The sequence below is a fragment of the Shewanella denitrificans OS217 genome (genome assembly GCF_000013765.1).
GTDB lineage: Bacteria > Pseudomonadota > Gammaproteobacteria > Enterobacterales > Shewanellaceae > Shewanella > Shewanella denitrificans.
Genome location: NC_007954.1, coordinates 4,438,237 through 4,454,988, shown reverse-complemented (window position 1 = coordinate 4,454,988; position 16,752 = coordinate 4,438,237). Strand labels below are relative to the sequence as shown.

At 45.2% G+C, this 16,752-nt stretch carries 11 protein-coding genes, 1 tRNA gene and 3 rRNA genes; 12 read left to right on the top strand and 3 right to left on the bottom strand.

Annotated elements, in window-relative coordinates; genetic code table 11:
• The first annotated feature begins 5 nt into the window (after positions 1-5).
• The 4 genes from SDEN_RS19320 (at position 6) to SDEN_RS19305 (ending at position 4,108) form a co-directional block, all read left to right on the top strand.
• Positions 6-1,784: a bifunctional protein-serine/threonine kinase/phosphatase gene (locus SDEN_RS19320; protein WP_041405916.1), complete on the top strand. Its 1,779-nt coding sequence runs from the start codon at positions 6-8 to the stop codon at positions 1,782-1,784.
• A 226-nt stretch (positions 1,785-2,010) separates the two neighbouring features.
• Positions 2,011-2,187: a DUF1328 domain-containing protein gene (locus SDEN_RS20315; protein ID WP_011498123.1), complete on the top strand. Its 177-nt coding sequence runs from the start codon at positions 2,011-2,013 to the stop codon at positions 2,185-2,187.
• A 22-nt stretch (positions 2,188-2,209) separates the two neighbouring features.
• Entirely contained in the window at positions 2,210-2,404 is a 195-nt protein-coding gene (locus tag SDEN_RS19310) for a hypothetical protein (protein ID WP_011498122.1), read from the top strand.
• Between the two features lie 60 nt (positions 2,405-2,464).
• Complete coding sequence (locus SDEN_RS19305; RefSeq protein WP_011498121.1) at positions 2,465-4,108, top strand: diacylglycerol kinase family protein; 1,644 nt, start codon at positions 2,465-2,467, stop codon at positions 4,106-4,108.
• Positions 4,109-4,111: 3 nt separating this feature from the next.
• Here SDEN_RS19305 and SDEN_RS19300 read toward each other — a convergent pair whose 3' ends face one another.
• Positions 4,112-5,485 (bottom strand): sigma-54 interaction domain-containing protein, encoded by a 1,374-nt coding sequence (locus tag SDEN_RS19300; RefSeq protein WP_011498120.1) that lies wholly within the window; start codon positions 5,483-5,485, stop codon positions 4,112-4,114.
• 279 nt (positions 5,486-5,764) lie between these two features.
• On the opposite strand from SDEN_RS19300, the gene SDEN_RS19295 reads away from it, so the two are divergent.
• Together SDEN_RS19295 and SDEN_RS19290 are read left to right on the top strand one after the other, a co-directional pair.
• Positions 5,765-6,244, top strand: a complete 480-nt coding sequence (locus SDEN_RS19295) for a hypothetical protein (protein ID WP_011498119.1) — start codon at positions 5,765-5,767, stop codon at positions 6,242-6,244.
• A 203-nt stretch (positions 6,245-6,447) separates the two neighbouring features.
• On the top strand, positions 6,448-6,993 hold the full coding sequence (locus SDEN_RS19290; RefSeq protein ID WP_011498118.1) for a BON domain-containing protein: 546 nt from the start codon (positions 6,448-6,450) through the stop codon (positions 6,991-6,993).
• Between the two features lie 17 nt (positions 6,994-7,010).
• Here SDEN_RS19290 and SDEN_RS19285 read toward each other — a convergent pair whose 3' ends face one another.
• Both SDEN_RS19285 and SDEN_RS19280 read right to left on the bottom strand, forming a co-directional pair.
• Complete coding sequence (locus SDEN_RS19285; RefSeq protein WP_011498117.1) at positions 7,011-7,211, bottom strand: DUF2061 domain-containing protein; 201 nt, start codon at positions 7,209-7,211, stop codon at positions 7,011-7,013.
• A gap of 380 nt (positions 7,212-7,591) precedes the next feature.
• On the bottom strand, positions 7,592-7,939 hold the full coding sequence (locus SDEN_RS19280) for a hypothetical protein (protein ID WP_041405915.1): 348 nt from the start codon (positions 7,937-7,939) through the stop codon (positions 7,592-7,594).
• 240 nt (positions 7,940-8,179) lie between these two features.
• Here SDEN_RS19280 and ccoG point away from each other — a divergent pair, with 240 nt between their 5' ends.
• The 6 genes from ccoG to SDEN_RS19245 all read left to right on the top strand — a co-directional run bounded on the left by ccoG (position 8,180) and on the right by SDEN_RS19245 (position 16,749).
• Positions 8,180-9,607, top strand: coding sequence for a cytochrome c oxidase accessory protein CcoG (ccoG, locus tag SDEN_RS19275; RefSeq protein ID WP_011498115.1), 1,428 nt, complete (start codon positions 8,180-8,182; stop codon positions 9,605-9,607).
• Positions 9,608-10,143: 536 nt separating this feature from the next.
• Positions 10,144-11,688, top strand: a 16S ribosomal RNA gene (locus SDEN_RS19270).
• A 535-nt stretch (positions 11,689-12,223) separates the two neighbouring features.
• Positions 12,224-15,128, top strand: a 23S ribosomal RNA gene (locus SDEN_RS19265).
• Positions 15,129-15,311: 183 nt separating this feature from the next.
• Positions 15,312-15,427, top strand: a 5S ribosomal RNA gene (gene rrf / locus SDEN_RS19260).
• Together the 16S, 23S and 5S rRNA genes with 1 tRNA gene alongside form the textbook arrangement of a ribosomal RNA operon.
• Positions 15,428-15,516: 89 nt before the next feature.
• A tRNA-Asp gene (locus SDEN_RS19255) sits at positions 15,517-15,593 on the top strand.
• A gap of 904 nt (positions 15,594-16,497) precedes the next feature.
• Positions 16,498-16,749 (top strand): YkgJ family cysteine cluster protein, encoded by a 252-nt coding sequence (locus tag SDEN_RS19245; RefSeq protein WP_011498114.1) that lies wholly within the window; start codon positions 16,498-16,500, stop codon positions 16,747-16,749.
• The last annotated feature ends 3 nt before the right edge of the window (positions 16,750-16,752 follow it).

Genomic DNA, 16,752 nt, shown 5'->3' with positions numbered 1-16,752 from the left:
GGAAAATGGTGACGGCAAAAGTACTTAAGTTAAGTTTCGCTGGCAAATCTAGTGCAGGCGTTAGGGCACACAATCAAGATGCTTTTGCCGTGCATCACAGCCAGGATAGCCCAGTATTAACTCATAAGGGGGTCATAGCTTGCCTAGCTGACGGGGTCAGTTGTAGCCAAAATGGTCAGCTGGCCAGTCAGATTTGTGTGACTCAGTTTATCCAGGATTATCTCAGCACCGCAGATACCTTAAGTGTTAAGCAGGCGGCAAACCAAGTGCTGAGCGCGCTTAATGCTTGGCTTCATCACCATAGTCAACAGTCTGAGCTTAGGCACAATGGCTTTGTGACCACATTTAGTGGCTTGATATTTAAATCAAATAGTCTACATGTGTTCCATGTGGGTGATAGTCGTATATACAGGCTTAGACAAGGTGAGTTGCTGCAACTGACGCGAGATCATTGTCATCAGGGTTTTGGTGATAAAGGCATGTTAACCAGAGCGCTAGGTATGGATAGTCACCTTGAAATTGACTATCAGTGCCATGAGGTCGAGCTTGGCGACTGCTACTTGCTCAGTACTGATGGGATCCACGATTGGTTAGCCGCCAGTGAAATACACAGTCTGTTACTGCAGGACTTAGCGTTAGTTGATCATCATAACCCATTAGAGAAATCGGCATTAACGTTAGTCGAAACAGCTAAAAAAAATGGCAGTACAGATAACCTAAGTTGTCTATTGCTTAAGGTTAATTCTCTGCCTTATACCCATGCAAGGGAGTTGTGGTCTCAGTTGCACCAAAGAGTGATCCCGCCAGCTTTAGCCCTAGGCAATCGCATCGATGAGTTTGAAGTGGTGCGAGTACTCTATTCAGGGCAACGCAGCCATGTTTATCTTGTGAGTTGCAACACAGCGAATAAGCATCAACTTTATGTGTTAAAGGCGCCTTATATTACTATGAGTGAAGATAGGCATTACCTAAACAGTTTCATTGCTGAACTTTGGGTAGGCATTCGGGTTCAGCATCCTTCACTGATGAAGCTGTACCCAAATGAGAGCCAATTTCTGTACCACCTATGTGAATACGTGCCAGGGCAAACTCTTAGACAGTGGATGTATGATAATCCTGAGCCCAGTTTGGCTCAAGTAAGGTCCGTGCTGGCAGAACTCATCATAGGAGTAAGAGCATTGCAGCGGCTTGGGATCCTGCATAGGGACCTAAAGCCTGAAAACATCATGATTACCCCCCAAGGAAAAGTGGTACTTATCGACTATGGTGCAGCTCAAGCTCAAGGGTTAGTTGAACTCACAGGTTTTCTTACCTCCGCGGCTGAAAGTGGCGGGCAAGGAGGTGAGCCGCCGTTAGGTGCCCTAGATTATATTGCTCCTGAGTATTTGATGACGGGCGTAGCGGCTCATGAAGCAGATATTTTCTCAATGGGGGTTATCCTTTATGAAATGTTGACGGCCCAGCTGCCATATAAACACAACAAACTCATTTTTCAGCGACGAACTTCAAACTGGCACTATATCTCAGCACTGCAATATCGCCCTCAGCTACCATTGTGGGTAGATCTGGCGTTAAAAAAGGCCTGTCACCCTAAAAAAAATCAGCGTTATTCCTCCATGTCAGAATTTCTTACTGACATTAGCCAACCTAATAAAGCGATACTCACACGAATAGCACAAGCCCCCTTGATCGAACGAGAACCCGTGATGTTTTGGAAAACCTTGTGTGGCTTACTCTTGCTCATTTTAATTCTTCAATTTTTTGCTCCTTGGTCTATGGTTTAAACATGAGCTGTACTAGCGTTAGGGAAGACAGGTTTGTTTTTGAAACTATTACCTATTTCTAGGTAAAAATTTCCATTTCTCTCGACCTTCACGTTGAATTAGCGTAGGTATAATTATTTTATACTCTTAAATATCAAGGTTTTAATTATTTATCGTGAAGTTGGCACGAAGCTGGCTTTGTCTTAGCTATATTTTGTTGTTTACACCATAACTTGAGGAGGTTTGTATGTTAGGTTGGACACTTACGTTTCTGGTGATTGCACTTGTCGCAGGTGTATTGGGTTTTACTGGAATTGCTGGGGCTGCAGCAGGGATAGCTAAGATTATATTCTTTGTCTTTGTTGTTCTATTGCTGATTTCACTCGTTTCTAGAGCACTAAGTGGTAAACCACCGCGCCCTTAACATTAAAACATTGGAGATAAAAATGAAGTTATTGAAATTGATTACCAGCGCAAGTTTGATGTTATTACTCACAGCAGGCTTAACGGCCTGCTCAGATGATAAGGCGGAAACTGCTGGTGAAAAAATTGATGAAGCCATTACAGATGCAGGTAATGCGGTAGAAGATGCTTGTGAAGACGTAAAAGAAAGCGTCGATGCTAAAGATCCTGATTGCTAATAATGCGCAGTTTATGGGCAGCCCGGTGACACGGGCTGCTTACTTTTATTCGGGGGCATGATGTTAACTAGAATTCACATCAAATATTATTATAGTTTTGCTGCATTATTAGCCGTTCTTCTCCTGTTCACTTTTAACCAGCCTTTATTAAAAATTCTTTTTGCATGGCTGGGGCTGTCGTTATTCTTGGTGAGCTCGGCTTATTGGCTGAATAGTGCGAGCATCTTTAGAAAGTCCATTAACGGCACTATACCTTGGTATGTACGTTGGGGATTTATTCCATTTCTGTTTGCAAGCCAAGTCTATAACGCTTGGGCTAGAGCACGGGATACTGTGCCAGCTATCCAACAAATAGACAGTCAATTGTACCTAGCTTCACGCTTATTCCCAGCAGATGTTCAAACCCTTAAAGATAAAAAAATATCGGCCATTTTGGATGTGACTGCCGAATTCGATGCCCTAGATTGGTCCTTAATTGGCAAGGATGTAGATTACTTAAATGTGCCAGTATTAGATCATAGCGTGCCAACGGCAGAGCAGCTTAATCAAGCTATCAATTGGTTACATAGGCAGATAAAAGCGGGCAAGACGGTTGTTATTCATTGCGCTTTAGGTCGCGGACGTTCTGTACTTGTGCTCGCAGCCTACCTAGTGTGTCGCCAGAAAGAGACCACTTTTTTAGAAGTATTACGTAAGATTAGCAAGATACGTAAAACCGCGGGGTTAAATCCTTGGCAATTAGCGGCGGTTGAGCAAATTTATGCAGAAGGCAAAATTAGAATCAATAAGCGCGCTTGTATTATCGCGAATCCGGTTTCCGGTGGCGGGAAATGGCAAGATTATGCCGAGCAGATAGAGCAAGAGTTATCAGGGTATTTTTCTCTTGAAATAGTACAAACCTCTGAAACGATAACGGCGACGCTATTAGCGCAAAAGGCTCGGGATTCAGGAGTTGATATTTTAATCGCTTGTGGTGGAGACGGCACAGTCAATCAGGTGGCGAGTGTGGCGGTGAGAACAGATCTTTTGTTAGGTATTATTCCACTTGGAACCACGAATGCGTTAAGTCATGCCTTATTTGGGGCTAGTAGCAAGTTATTTCCAGTAAGAAAGGCCTTGGACATTATTATTCAGGGGAACTTAGCATCCATAGACACGGCAAAGTGTAATGATGATTTAATGTTGTTATTGGTGGGTTTAGGATTTGAACAGCAAATGATAGAAAATGCCGATCGAGAGCGTAAAAATGAATTAGGTCAATTGGCCTATATTGGCGGCTTGCATCGTGCTATCGATATGAATCAGATTCAGACTATCACCATGGCACTCGATGATAAAGAAGCCATAACGCTCAACACTCACAGTTTAGTGATAGCAAATGCCTCTCCCATTACCAGTATGTTGGCCCAAGGTAATGGCGAACCAGATATCACAGATGGTCAGTTGGATATTACTTGGCTTGATGAAAGCGCTCAGCCGCAAGAGCATATACTCAGTTTTGCTGAGCTTGCCATGGCAGGCATAGGTAATGTAAAAATGGATAATAAAGTTCATCATCTTCATGCAAAGACAATCAAGTTAAAGGCTAACACTCAAATCAAGTATGTCATCGATGGTGAATTGTTTACTGCCGATAGTCTGACGATTCAGATCCAGCCAAAATCATTAACCATTTTTGTGCCCTCAAGCTCAGTTGAGTCATGAGTTTTATGTATCTTTTGGTGGTACATTTTCGCTCATATCATCTTCATATTTAGTGAGCTTGTTATAGAGAGTCTTGACGCTTATACCTAATTGCTTGGCAGTATCAGTCTTGTTACCTTGCAAGCTAATTAATGTTTGATAAATAGCCTTTTTTTCTAGTTCATCTAAACGCATACCTGTGGGAATAACCCCGTCATCACTGCTTTCTGCCAATGACTCATCTTGGCTGAAATTAAAATGTTCGGGATAAATACCGTTATCCGCAAGGATATAGGCTCTTTCAACGGCATGTTTAAGCTCTCGGACATTACCGGACCAGGTTTGCTTGGCGATCAGTGCTATGGTCTCAGGGCTAAAGGCCTTACATTGATTCTCTGTAACATTGCGATAGGCGAGAAAATGTTGTGCCAGTGCCGTTATGTCATCACCCCTGTCCCGTAAAGGTGGCACTTGGATTGGGAAATGAGCGAGTCTAAAATACAAGTCTTCACGAAAGTGACCTTTATTAATGGCCTCGAGAGGATCGCGGTTAGTCGCCGATAGAATACGTACATTAGAGTGTTTTACATTAGTACTGCCAACGGGTCTGTACTCGTTATTCTCAATGACTCTCAGTAGTTTCACTTGATGCTCAATTGGCATTTCAGTGACTTCATCTAGGAATAGAGTTCCTCCTTGTGCCTGCTCAAATACCCCTTGATGATCCCTATGCGCCCCAGTGAAAGCCCCCTTTATATGGCCAAATAGTTCACTGTCCACCAACTCTGGGCTTAAGGCACCACAGTTGATAGCAATAAAGGGTTCATTCGACCGACTGCTGGCTAAGTGTATGGTATTGGCAACCAATTCTTTACCTGCACCACTTTCCCCTACTATTAACACATTACTTTCGGCTGTGGCCACCTTGCGTATGGTGCGATAAAGTTTATGCATAGCTCTTGATGAGCCAACGAGTAGCCCATATTGATCGAGGTCGCTGCAGAAGGACTGATTAACGTGAGATTTAGTGTGGATCAAATTTTGAGCGAAATCTTCTAGCGTGTCGTTAATCAGGGCCATATCGTGGGGTTGGCGAAAATGATATCCCGCCCCTTTTGACATTAGCTTGTCTAGATAGGGATTAGGTTGACCATCGGTGAAAAAAATAAACTCTCTGTCTGACATCATGGCGCTATTGACTAAATTTAAATAGTCCTCATGACTCAATTGAGGGTTCGAAATCAGTGCAACATCCACCTGTATGTTTTCGAGTTGGCTTAACCAAGATTCAGTGGGGATGCTGGCTATCTTATCAAAATGAGCCGCAGCAGATGATCGCATAAGTGCTCGTTCGGCTTTGGGGTCTTGCAAGTGATAAAAAAGTGTTGGACGGGCCATGTCGATAAAACTCCTTGTACCTGTTAGACCAATGTAAGCCATGAAATTGTGTTTAGCAATGTTAGTTGGCCACAGGTTTAGTCTACGATCCTTGGTGGTAATAAATATGAAAATAGTGCTGATACGTCATGTGGTGGTATTTCTAATGAGCACGATTTATGCATGCTTGATACTTAGCCCCTTGGATAAACCACCCATAAATCACAAGTCGGGTTAAACAAGCGCTCGATACACTTTATATGGGCAGTAAATCATTCGTCGAAATAATGGGAGGAATTAATGCTAACCGATACTCCTTTTCATGACTATTCTTGCCATCACTCTGATATGTGGCTATTAAATGACATCATAGATTTATGTCAGGAGGGGCAAGTGTTTTACTTCCAGGCTAAGGAAAGTGTCGCTGATTACAACCTTAAACGCATTTTTTCCAGAATGGCTGTTATTCGCAGACGTATGCTGGCTGATCTAATTCCTCTATTTAATTTAGAAAAACAGGTGCCTATAATTTTTGACCGAGCCGTTAATGATATTAACCCCACCTATGTCGCAGCATATGATTCGGTAACACATCTACATACTGAGCAAGCCATTATGGTGATTTTAAAAATGGAACGTCTGGTGCTTATGCGTTTAAAGCTGGCAGTTAAACAGGCCAATAGTCAGCGAGTCGCTCTTCAGTTAGCTGACGGTACCGCTTGGCTGCAGATAACATGTGATCAGTTAACTGCATTAAAAGCTCAGTCTCAATATCAATAAAAAGCTTCCTGTGGAGCTCTTGTCTTGTTTTTCGTCAGCTAGCAATAATTACCGACCCTAAGTAAAAAGTACAGACCTCCCACATAGGTAATTAGCGCTGAAAATAATATGCGTCATCATAAGGCTTTGATTTTGTAGTCTTTATATTGTTGGCATAGTTTGAGCATTGCCTAATATGAGAAACACAACACAAGGATATTATTATGAAGACTGCAACTACAGGTTTACTAACAAGTTTAATCCTAGCCACTGCATCATTAAGTGTAAATGCTGCAGAAGGTTGGCAAGGTGAGACTAAGGATGCTTGGATTGACGGAAAGGCAGAAACCACATTATTGTTAAATACTAACCTTAACTCTTTTGACATTAATACTGATGTGAAAAATGGCCTAGTTACGCTAACGGGCAAGGTTGAAAGTGGTGTCGATAAAGCATTGGCAGCCGAGTTGGTTAAAAGTCTAGACGGGGTTAAAGATGTTGATAATCAATTAACCGTACTGAGCGAAAAAGAAAGCTCCAATGACATGGTTGAAGCACTCACTGACTCTAAAGTGGCGACAGTGGTTAAGACACGTTTACTGTTTTCATCTGAAGTATCGGGTACAGATATTAATGTTGAAGTGGAGGAGGGGGTTGTCACTCTTATTGGTACTGTTTCCAGTGATGCCGAGCGTCAGCTTGCATTAAAAATTGCCGAAAACACAGATGATGTGGACAAGGTCGTTGATAAAATTAAAGTTGCTGGATAATTTACATTTAAGTTTCATCAAAAGGCCGCCATTCGGCGGCTTTTTTTCTTATATTCATAGCTTTTCCACGCTTTGTCATGAAAATAAAACACTACAGTGTTCACTGCCGGTTCAACCAAGGCGACAGTGCCACCTATGAGTATGCTACCTGTTAGTAAGTAGGTAATGCTGAAGGCGACACTAAAGTGCAATATCGCAAAGGTGAATGTTTTAATCATGAGGTCAACCTCGGTTAATTAGTTAATCTAAATGATAATCGTTATCAATAATAATGCAAGCTTAAATACTAGATTAACTTGAGAGGAAGATTCGATAAGAGCACTGTTTGCCTGTAGGGCAGAGTAAAGCGGTATTTTAGGTGGGAATAGCAGTTACCTAATCAAGGTTAACTGCTTCGGGATGAGTTTATCGGCTCTTGCGCTGGTGAATTCTGCTGATGTTTAGTCATCTTGTGACGCAGTTCTGAACTACTTTATACCCGCGTGCTAAGCGGAGCAGAAAGAAGTCATGTCTTGTACATCAAGATTAATAACGTCTCTCTGCCCAAATAGGGCTAATCCAAACTAGCTTACCCATCGCAGACTAAGCACTCGTAAGCTTAAAGCCTGTCACACATGTAGCGTAAGTTGTCTTTACTAAATACGGGGTGACCAGCATCTTGATGGCAATACTCAGCTTTAAAGTTGTCGATGTTGCTTGAGGATGTGACTATTTTTTCAAATGCTTTGAGTTCAGTAGCCGATAAACGCTCGGCGATGGTTGCACGGGCCTTCTGGGCATTTCGATCGACTTTTATGATTTTTGTCCCCGTCATAGCATCGAGCTTATTCTCGGCTTTTTCGAAAAAGCCGAGAACTTGAGCAATAGGCTTATCTAACTTGGTGGTTTCAGTCACCATGTAATAAATACCCGCACCAATAAGTGCTAAAAGGAACCAACCTCTCATTTTTCATCCAATATAAGTGATTAAGCAATAATTATACGAGTATAATATACCCAAATTAGTTATCTATGTGAGTTTGATCGCACTGTGTTGCGTTCTAAGCTTAACTTCAGCGCTAAATCGCGTTTAGTTCGCCGACTATAATGGTGATAAAAGCTGCCAGAGCTTGGATCTGACTTCAGATAGATAAACATTCGAGCTATCTTCCCTTCTTCAAATATTAAAAGCAGTAAGGCTGTAACCATGACGACAGAATCTAAACCTAAGGATTATTCGAAAGAGCAACGAATAAAGATTCATCAGCCAGATGCCAGCAAGGCAGATCGTTTTAACCCCAGTAATAGTATTTATGTGCGGGCCGTCGATGGGCTGTGGACTCGAGTACGTCGTCATATGGGCTGGGCTAGTATGTTGTTCTTTCTAGTATTGCCATGGCTCCCCTGGGGGAATAGGCAAGCGGTATGGTTTCACTTAAGCGAGCAAAAGTTTCATATCTTTGGCATCACCATCTGGCCCCAGGATTTAACCTTGTTGGCAGCCTTCTTTATGATAGCCGCCTTTGGACTGTTTTTTGTGACGACTTATCTTGGTAGGGTCTGGTGTGGCTTCACTTGTCCGCAAACCGTGTGGACGTTTATCTTTATTTGGTTCGAAGAGAAGATAGAAGGCGCGCGTAACAAACGCATTAAGTTAGATCAAATGCCATGGAGCTTCGACAAGCTTTGGCGTAAAACGGCAAAACATTCGGCCTGGATGTTTGTCTCACTATTAACCGCTATGACCTTTGTGTCATATTTTGTACCCAGTCGTGAGCTCTATATTGATGTATTTACGCTTAATGCCGATGGTTGGATTTATTTCTGGATTATTTTCTTTACTCTAGCGACGTATGGTAATGCCGGTTGGATGCGAGAAATCATGTGTATTCACATGTGCCCGTATTCCCGATTCCAAGCTGCCATGTTTGATAAAAATACTTATATAGTGGGTTATGACACTAAACGCGGTGAAACTCGTGGCCCACGTTCAAAAAAAGACGATCATAAAGAACAAGGCCTTGGGGATTGCATAGATTGTGATCTCTGCGTTCAAGTCTGCCCTACAGGAATTGATATACGTAACGGGCTGCAATACGAGTGCATCAACTGCGGCGCTTGTATTGATGCTTGTGATAACACCATGGATCGCATGGGTTATCCGAGAGGCCTTATCAGTTACACCACAGAGAACAAGCTAGATAATGTCCAAGAAAGCGTATTAAGACCTAAGCTTGTGGGTTACGGCGTAGTACTTACGGTCATGATATTGGTGTTTATCTATGCCAGCGCTACGATTGCTCCGGTTCGTATGGATGTCATCCGAGACAGGAATGCACTCTATCGTGAAAACAACCAAGGGCTTATTGAAAACACCTATATTGTGAAAATCCTCAATAAGACAGAGCATGCCCAGCAATATCAGTTAACAGTAACAGGGTTAGTTAACTATAAGTGGTATGGCGATCAGAGTGTCACTATTGCAGCGGGAGAAGTACTCACTCTACCTATTAGTGTGGCAGTAGACCCAGTAGAGCTTAAGCGCAGCATTACTAATATAGACATAAAAGTAGTAGCCACTATAGATGGTGAATTAATAGAAACCACACAAGAAACGAGATTCTTTAGCCCATAGAATGGCGTAAAATAGCAATAAAAGGGACGTGCAGTCCCTTTTTTGCTCATTTGGAGTGATAAATAGGCTGTTAACCCTGTTTTTAGCAATTATCTCTAAAAAGCGCTTGCGTAAAAATCTAAGCTCCCTATAATGCGCAACCACTGACACGGCAAGCGGCTCACGCCAATAACGAGTCAGTTTGAAGGCTTCAAATTGAATCCTTCAAAGCGAAAAGAAAGTTTGAAAAAACACTTGACGCTGACAACGGATTGCGTAGAATACGCAGCCCAAGCCAACGACCTAGCGTCTAACGGCGATGTCTGAAAAATCGACATCAAGTTCTTTAACAATACGAACAAGAAATCTGTGTGGACACTCACAGGTATTGAGTTATTCGAAATTGCTTCTTCTTAGGAAGAGCAATCAAAAAATTACAACTCAATGCAACAAAGAGTGTTCATAGAAATATGTACATAGAGCGCATCGAAAGATGAGTTCGAATCAGAATTCATTGAGCCGTTCTTCACTCTTAATTGGGTGGGAACAAAAAACTTTAATTGAAGAGTTTGATCATGGCTCAGATTGAACGCTGGCGGCAGGCCTAACACATGCAAGTCGAGCGGCAGCGGGAAGATAGCTTGCTATCTTTGCCGGCGAGCGGCGGACGGGTGAGTAATGCCTAGGGATCTGCCCAGTCGTGGGGGATAACAGTTGGAAACGACTGCTAATACCGCATACGCCCTACGGGGGAAAGGAGGGGACCTTCGGGCCTTTCGCGATTGGATGAACCTAGGTGGGATTAGCTAGTTGGTGAGGTAATGGCTCACCAAGGCGACGATCCCTAGCTGGTCTGAGAGGATGATCAGCCACACTGGAACTGAGACACGGTCCAGACTCCTACGGGAGGCAGCAGTGGGGAATATTGCACAATGGGGGAAACCCTGATGCAGCCATGCCGCGTGTGTGAAGAAGGCCTTCGGGTTGTAAAGCACTTTCAGTCAGGAGGAAAGGTAGCGTGTTAATAGCACGTTACTGTGACGTTACTGACAGAAGAAGGACCGGCTAACTCCGTGCCAGCAGCCGCGGTAATACGGAGGGTCCGAGCGTTAATCGGAATTACTGGGCGTAAAGCGTGCGCAGGCGGTTTGTTAAGCCAGATGTGAAAGCCCCGGGCTCAACCTGGGAATTGCATTTGGAACTGGCGAACTAGAGTCTTGTAGAGGGAGGTAGAATTTCAGGTGTAGCGGTGAAATGCGTAGATATCTGAAGGAATACCGGTGGCGAAGGCGGCCTCCTGGACAAAGACTGACGCTCATGCACGAAAGCGTGGGGAGCAAACAGGATTAGATACCCTGGTAGTCCACGCCGTAAACGATGTCTACTCGGAGTTTGGTGCCTTGAGCACTGGGCTCCCAAGCTAACGCATTAAGTAGACCGCCTGGGGAGTACGGCCGCAAGGTTAAAACTCAAATGAATTGACGGGGGCCCGCACAAGCGGTGGAGCATGTGGTTTAATTCGATGCAACGCGAAGAACCTTACCTACTCTTGACATCCACAGAAGCCAGCAGAGATGCAGGTGTGCCTTCGGGAACTGTGAGACAGGTGCTGCATGGCTGTCGTCAGCTCGTGTTGTGAAATGTTGGGTTAAGTCCCGCAACGAGCGCAACCCCTATCCTTATTTGCCAGCACGTAATGGTGGGAACTCTAGGGAGACTGCCGGTGATAAACCGGAGGAAGGTGGGGACGACGTCAAGTCATCATGGCCCTTACGAGTAGGGCTACACACGTGCTACAATGGCGAGTACAGAGGGTTGCAAAGCCGCGAGGTGGAGCTAATCTCACAAAGCTCGTCGTAGTCCGGATCGGAGTCTGCAACTCGACTCCGTGAAGTCGGAATCGCTAGTAATCGTGAATCAGAATGTCACGGTGAATACGTTCCCGGGCCTTGTACACACCGCCCGTCACACCATGGGAGTGGGCTGCAAAAGAAGTGGGTAGTCTAACCTTCGGGAGGACGCTCACCACTTTGTGGTTCATGACTGGGGTGAAGTCGTAACAAGGTAGCCCTAGGGGAACCTGGGGCTGGATCACCTCCTTACCTATACGACTAACTCATACCTGAAAGTGAGAAATCACCTTGAGTGTTCACACAGATTACTTGTTAACCTTCTTTGGAAGGGTAGAGTGAAACACACCGCGAGCCGGTTAAGTGTTGTTCTTTAACAATTTGGAAAGCTGATAGTACTAACTAAAAGGCGCAGAAATGATGATTCGTTGTCGTTTGTGTGATTAGGTTAGTGCGAAAAATAATATTTGTGCGCAAGCATGAATATGAGTTCTCAAAACACTTTATTAAGTGTCTTGAATATTTTTAAAACTAAGGCGTGTCCACTTCCTACCCGGAGGTGAGACAAGTAAAAACCAAGCTGGTCCCACTCTTTATTGAGTGACGTACGACCCAAGTTTTTCTTACTTTATCTCGATAAGGTAAGCGCAGTGATTCGATACGGTGTCTAAGCCGTGAAGCGAATGAGAAAGGAGTGTAGCAGCGCTACATGACTGACGAATGAGGTTCACAATAACGACAGCGTGATGAATAACAAGCGAAAAGATGAAACCTATCCGGGTTGTATGGTTAAGTGACCAAGCGTATACGGTGGATGCCTTGGCAGTCAGAGGCGATGAAGGACGTAGTAACTTGCGAAAAGCGTTGGCGAGCTAGTAACAAGCATTTGAGCTAACGATGTCCGAATGGGGAAACCCGGCCACATAAGTGGTCATCATAACGTGAATACATAGCGTTATGAGGCGAACCTGGGGAACTGAAACATCTAAGTACCCAGAGGAAAAGAAATCAACCGAGATTCCCCTAGTAGCGGCGAGCGAACGGGGATTAGCCCTTAAGTCTATGGGGTGTTAGTGGAATGGTCTGGAAAGTCCAGCGGCACAGGGTGATAGCCCCGTACACGAAAACTAACCGTAGATGAAAACGAGTAAGGCGGGACACGTGACATCCTGTTTGAATATGGGGGGACCATCCTCCAAGGCTAAATACTCCTGACTGACCGATAGTGAACCAGTACCGTGAGGGAAAGGCGAAAAGAACCCCTGTGAGGGGAGTGAAATAGAACCTGAAACCGTATACGTACAAGCAGTGGGAGCGGTTCTTGAGACCGTGACTGCGTACCTTTTGTATAATGGGTCAGCGACTTACATTTTGTAGCGAGGTTAAGCGAATAGCGGAGCCGTAGGGAAACCGAGTGTTAACTGCGCGTTTAGTTGCAAGGTGTAGACCCGAAACCGAGTGATCTAGCCATGGGCAGGTTGAAGGTTGAGTAACATCAACTGGAGGACCGAACCGACTAATGTTGAAAAATTAGCGGATGACTTGTGGCTGGGGGTGAAAGGCCAATCAAACTCGGAGATATCTGGTTCTCCTCGAAAGCTATTTAGGTAGCGCCTCGAGCGAATACCATTGGGGGTAGAGCACTGTTAAGGCTAGGGGGTCATCCCGACTTACCAACCCTTTGCAAACTCCGAATACCAATGAGTACTACTCGGGAGACAGACAGCGGGTGCTAACGTCCGTTGTCAAAAGGGAAACAACCCAGACCGTCAGCTAAGGTCCCAAAGTACTAGCTAAGTGGGAAACGATGTGGGAAGGCTTAGACAGCTAGGATGTTGGCTTAGAAGCAGCCATCATTTAAAGAAAGCGTAATAGCTCACTAGTCGAGTCGGCCTGCGCGGAAGATGTAACGGGGCTAAGCTAGTCACCGAAGCTACGGGTGCATTTCATTAGAAGTGCGCGGTAGAGGAGCGTTCTGTAAGCCGTTGAAGGTGAAGGGGTAACCCACGCTGGAGGTATCAGAAGTGCGAATGCTGACATGAGTAACGATAAAGGGGGTGAAAAACCCCCTCGCCGGAAGACCAAGGGTTCCTGTCCAACGTTAATCGGGGCAGGGTGAGTCGACCCCTAAGGTGAGGCCGAAAGGCGTAATCGATGGGAAACAGATTAATATTTCTGTACTTCTGCTAACTGCGATGGAGAGACGGAGAAGGCTAGGCTAGCGCGGCGTTGGTAGTCCGCGTTTAAGGTGGTAGGTTGAATTCTTAGGCAAATCCGGGAATTCGTACTTTAATGTACAGGCTGAGAGCTGATGACGAGTCACTAAGGTGATGAAGTAGTTGATGCCATGCTTCCAGGAAAATCTTCTAAGCTTCAGGTTAGTAGGAATCGTACCCCAAACCGACACAGGTGGTCGGGTAGAGAATACCAAGGCGCTTGAGAGAACTCGGCTGAAGGAACTAGGCAAAATGGTACCGTAACTTCGGGAGAAGGTACGCTGCTGTTGGTGATGGGACTTGCTCCCTAAGCTGACGGCAGTCGCAGATACCAGGTGGCTGCAACTGTTTATCAAAAACACAGCACTGTGCAAAATCGCAAGATGACGTATACGGTGTGACGCCTGCCCGGTGCCGGAAGGTTAATTGATTGGGTTATCTTCGGAGAAGCTCATGATCGAAGCCCCGGTAAACGGCGGCCGTAACTATAACGGTCCTAAGGTAGCGAAATTCCTTGTCGGGTAAGTTCCGACCTGCACGAATGGCGTAATGATGGCCACGCTGTCTCCAGCCGAGACTCAGTGAAGTTGAAATTGCGGTGAAGATGCCGTATACCCGCGGCTAGACGGAAAGACCCCGTGAACCTTTACTATAGCTTGGCACTGAACATTGAACCTACATGTGTAGGATAGGTGGGAGACTTTGAAGCATGAACGCTAGTTTGTGTGGAGTCGTCCTTGAAATACCACCCTTGTAGTTTTGATGTTCTAACCTGGACCCCTTATCGGGGTTAGGGACAGTGCCTGGTGGGTAGTTTGACTGGGGCGGTCTCCTCCCAAAGAGTAACGGAGGAGCACGAAGGTTGGCTAAGTACGGTCGGACATCGTACGGTTAGTGCAATGGCATAAGCCAGCTTAACTGCGAGACATACACGTCGAGCAGGTACGAAAGTAGGTCATAGTGATCCGGTGGTTCTGAATGGAAGGGCCATCGCTCAACGGATAAAAGGTACTCCGGGGATAACAGGCTGATACCGCCCAAGAGTTCATATCGACGGCGGTGTTTGGCACCTCGATGTCGGCTCATCACATCCTGGGGCTGAAGTCGGTCCCAAGGGTATGGCTGTTCGCCATTTAAAGTGGTACGCGAGCTGGGTTCAGAACGTCGTGAGACAGTTCGGTCCCTATCTGCCGTGGGCGTTGGATGATTGAAGGGAGCTGCTCCTAGTACGAGAGGACCGGAGTGGACGAACCGCTGGTGTTCGGGTTGTCATGCCAATGGCATTGCCCGGTAGCTACGTTCGGAATCGATAACCGCTGAAAGCATCTAAGCGGGAAGCGAGCCCTAAGATGAGTCATCCCTAGAGCTTTAAGCTCTCTAAAGGGCCGTAGGAGACTACTACGTTGATAGGCAAGGTGTGTAAGCGTTGTGAGGCGTTGAGCTAACTTGTACTAATGACCCGTGAGGCTTAACCATACAACCCAGATGGGTTTTACTGATAACCTTAGTAATAGAAATAGAGCGCTTAATAAAGTGCGAACTCAAGCTCCTAAAAGAGCAATCAGCTTTCCGAATTATTAAATAAGGTAACAGCAGGTCCTAGGTTCTAGGTCCTCGCAGCGCAACGCGCGCCCTAGTACCTTGTTTAAACAAAATTTGTCTGGAAACCATAGAGCTGTGGAACCACCTGATCCCATTCCGAACTCAGAAGTGAAACACAGTATCGCCGATGGTAGTGTGGGGTCTCCCCATGTGAGAGTAGGTCATTTCCAGGCGCCTAATTTCTCGTCAGAGAAAGTCTCCTGATAATGACATATCAGCGACTTAAAAAGAATTTAGCATACTGCGTAAGCAACTTGCTAAAGGAGCGGTAGTTCAGTTGGTTAGAATACCGGCCTGTCACGCCGGGGGTCGCGGGTTCGAGTCCCGTCCGCTCCGCCAACTTTAGATGAAGGCCTTTGCAGAAATGCAAAGGCCTTTTTCGTTTTAATTGAAAAAGGCAAAGCGGTAGTTCAGTTGGTTAGACTCTTTATAAACAGAAGGCGGCCTGTCACGCCGGGGGTCGCGGGTTCGAGTCCCGTCCGCTCCGCCACTTACATCGAGGTCTCGTCATAAAGACGAGGCTTTTTTGTATCTGAAATTTACGAATGAAGATCAAACACAGACAGAAAATACCAAGAGCGAGCGGTAGTTCAGTTGGTTAAGGCTTTTTATTAGAGACAGCGGCCTGTCACGCCGGGGGGCGCGGGTTCCTTCTTGTGTAAAGAGTGTCCGCTCCGCCAACTTTAGATGAAGGCCTTTGCAGAAATGCAAAGGCCTTTTTCGTATCTGAAATTTACGAATGAACATCAAAAACTGACAGAAAATACCAAAAGCGGGCGGTAGTTCAGTTGGTTAGGGCTTTTTATTAGAGATAGCGGCCTGTCACGCGGATTTACGCTTGTTATCAGCAGCGTCAACAGCATCCATGCTTAACAGCCCAGCTCGACATCTGATGTGAATGGAATCACGAATGCCGTGATAGCAGTGTCAATGATGTTCCCTACATCTTAATGACATTTCCCATATCCCTATGGGTCAGATGCTATGGAGCGGCCATGTCTCGCGCTCATAAACGTATTGCTGTGCAATAATCGCCCACCATCTTACATCGAGGCCTGGTCATAAGGCGGGGCTTGTTTGAATTTTAAATTAGCAATTCGTTCGGCCAAATGGTCACATATGAGTCGTGAATAAGCTCATTGGCTTTATCACGGAATTGGATCCTACTCTATGGTATTTGCTTTATAATGCACTTCTGTTTTGAGTCGTGTAATTTGCAAGTATTGAAGGGTGGGGGATTGTTATGGAGTGTCGTTTGGGCTGTGGGGCCTGCTGTATTGCGCCTTCTATTACGAGCCCTATTCCAGGTATGCCAGACGGTAAGCCAGCGGGGGAGCGTTGCATTCAATTAAATACTGACAATTTATGTATGATTTTTGGAAAACCAGAAAGGCCAGCGGTTTGTGGCGAATTTACTGCAAATATCGATGTCTGTGGCAGCACAAATGAACAGGCTATTTGGTTGATCACAGACCTTGAATCTTCTACAAGCTAAACT